General features: G+C 31.5%; 3 protein-coding genes. All 3 read left to right on the top strand.

The window, feature by feature from the left end; genetic code table 11:
- The first annotated feature begins 154 nt into the window (after window positions 1–154).
- The gene (locus AC4FQX_RS15105) at window positions 155–406 is read left to right on the top strand and encodes a hypothetical protein (RefSeq protein WP_491168550.1); all 252 of its coding nucleotides are present in this window, start codon (window positions 155–157) and stop codon (window positions 404–406) included.
- A gap of 134 nt (window positions 407–540) precedes the next feature.
- A complete protein-coding gene (locus AC4FQX_RS15100) occupies window positions 541–864 on the top strand; it encodes a hypothetical protein (RefSeq protein WP_491168549.1) in 324 nt (107 codons plus the stop codon).
- Complete coding sequence (locus AC4FQX_RS15095; protein ID WP_491168548.1) at window positions 861–1502, top strand: hypothetical protein; 642 nt, start codon at window positions 861–863, stop codon at window positions 1500–1502. The genes AC4FQX_RS15100 and AC4FQX_RS15095 overlap by 4 nt, the downstream gene beginning before the upstream one ends.
- The last annotated feature ends 92 nt before the right edge of the window (window positions 1503–1594 follow it).

The following is a 1594-nucleotide window of genomic DNA, read 5'->3' as shown; positions in this document are numbered from 1 at the left end:
CGAGCAAGATGCTCGCGCCAGCGGGGATTAAACCTGGGGGTTATGGCAATATGGTTGGTCCAGATTGGAGGTATTTCAGAGCTAAAGGATATTCTTGGGATCAAATTTTAGAAAGTTCATTAAGATCAAATTCAAAACTTTAAATTTATAATATATGTTTTTCAAAAAACAAGTCAAAGTGTCAAAAAAATTTGGAGATGAATATATTGAAAGGATAATTAAATTTCTTGAATTTTATTTTTCAATTTCATTTATAAAAAGAAATGAAATTGAAATGGATTTGGTTTATTTTGATTATCTAATAGATGGAAAAAAGGTTTCATTTATTTCTGAAGGAATGATTGGAACTTCAATTTTAGGTAAAGCGAGAATAATTAATCATATTATTAATACTGTCTTGTCCTAATATAGGTTTACAGAAAAGGGTAAAAATGTGGAAAGATATTCTTCTGCTGGCGCGAGCATCTTGCTCGTGTCCTAGTTCGTAATGTTTTAGTTTATTTTAACTTTAGGAAATAGTTTTATGTGGTCACGAGCAAGATGCTCGCGCCAGCGGGGGGAATGAAGGCTTTAACAAACGGTGGAACGAAGTTGTTGAATCAATTCAATAACGCAGAAAGTTTGATTCAGGGAGCAGGTAATTTAACCAAAGTAAAAGCAGGAATGCAAGGTTTTGTAAAAGGAGATGGGGCTTCTATTTTCAAAACAATATCTCGAAATACAGTAAGTAGAACAACAAGAGGAGGTTATGTTTTAGGAGATGGAACTATTTTGTTCAGTCATTATTCTACTAAAACAGGTATTTATACAATTGATATTCAGAAAGCATCTGGGAAAATATTTAAAATAAGAATAACGAAATGATAGAATATTTAAGACATTTAGAAGAATATTTAAACTATTGGCAGGGTGATTTTTCCAAATTAGTCCCTGCTAATAAGTGGGGAAATAGAAAACTTGCAGAGATATATTTACAGAAATATTGGTTAACAGAACTAGAATATCAAACAAAATGGAAATCAATACAAGATAAAATATTTATTCAGGATAAGGTTTTACCAGATTTGGTTTATCGTCCGGAATTTGTAATGATAGCTTTAAGGGGAGGTTGTTTGTTTGTTGAAGAAGATTTTAATCAACTACAACAAGCTATGCGAGAAATAGGTGAAGAATATTTTGTAATTATTCAATGCTCACAAGAATTTATGGACGGTGAGCCAATGTTTAAAATGAAATTTCCAGTAAATATCACTTGGGAAGAATTGATAAGTGGTAATTACATATCAGCTGTTCTTTTTGAAATGAGTTATAATGAGTATTTTGTTTTTGGAGCAAGTGGAAAGTGGGGTAAATATTCGGCTAATGATTACGAATATCCACTGGATATAATCGGTTTCAAATCTGAATATTCAACGATTTTTAGAGAACAATTTAAACAATCCAAAGAGGAACAAACAGAAATAAAACAATGGTTACCGCCTAAATATAAAGAATTAATTTGATATGTGTCTTGTCCTGAAATAAGTTTACACAAAAGGGTAAAAATGTGGAAAGATATTCAAAATGAACATCTTCCTCTGTTGGCGCGAGCATC

This window comes from Flavobacterium sp. AK-301 (assembly GCF_058310215.1).
Note: the sequence above shows the minus strand (reverse complement) of the source record. Positions and strands in the feature narration are given on the sequence as shown.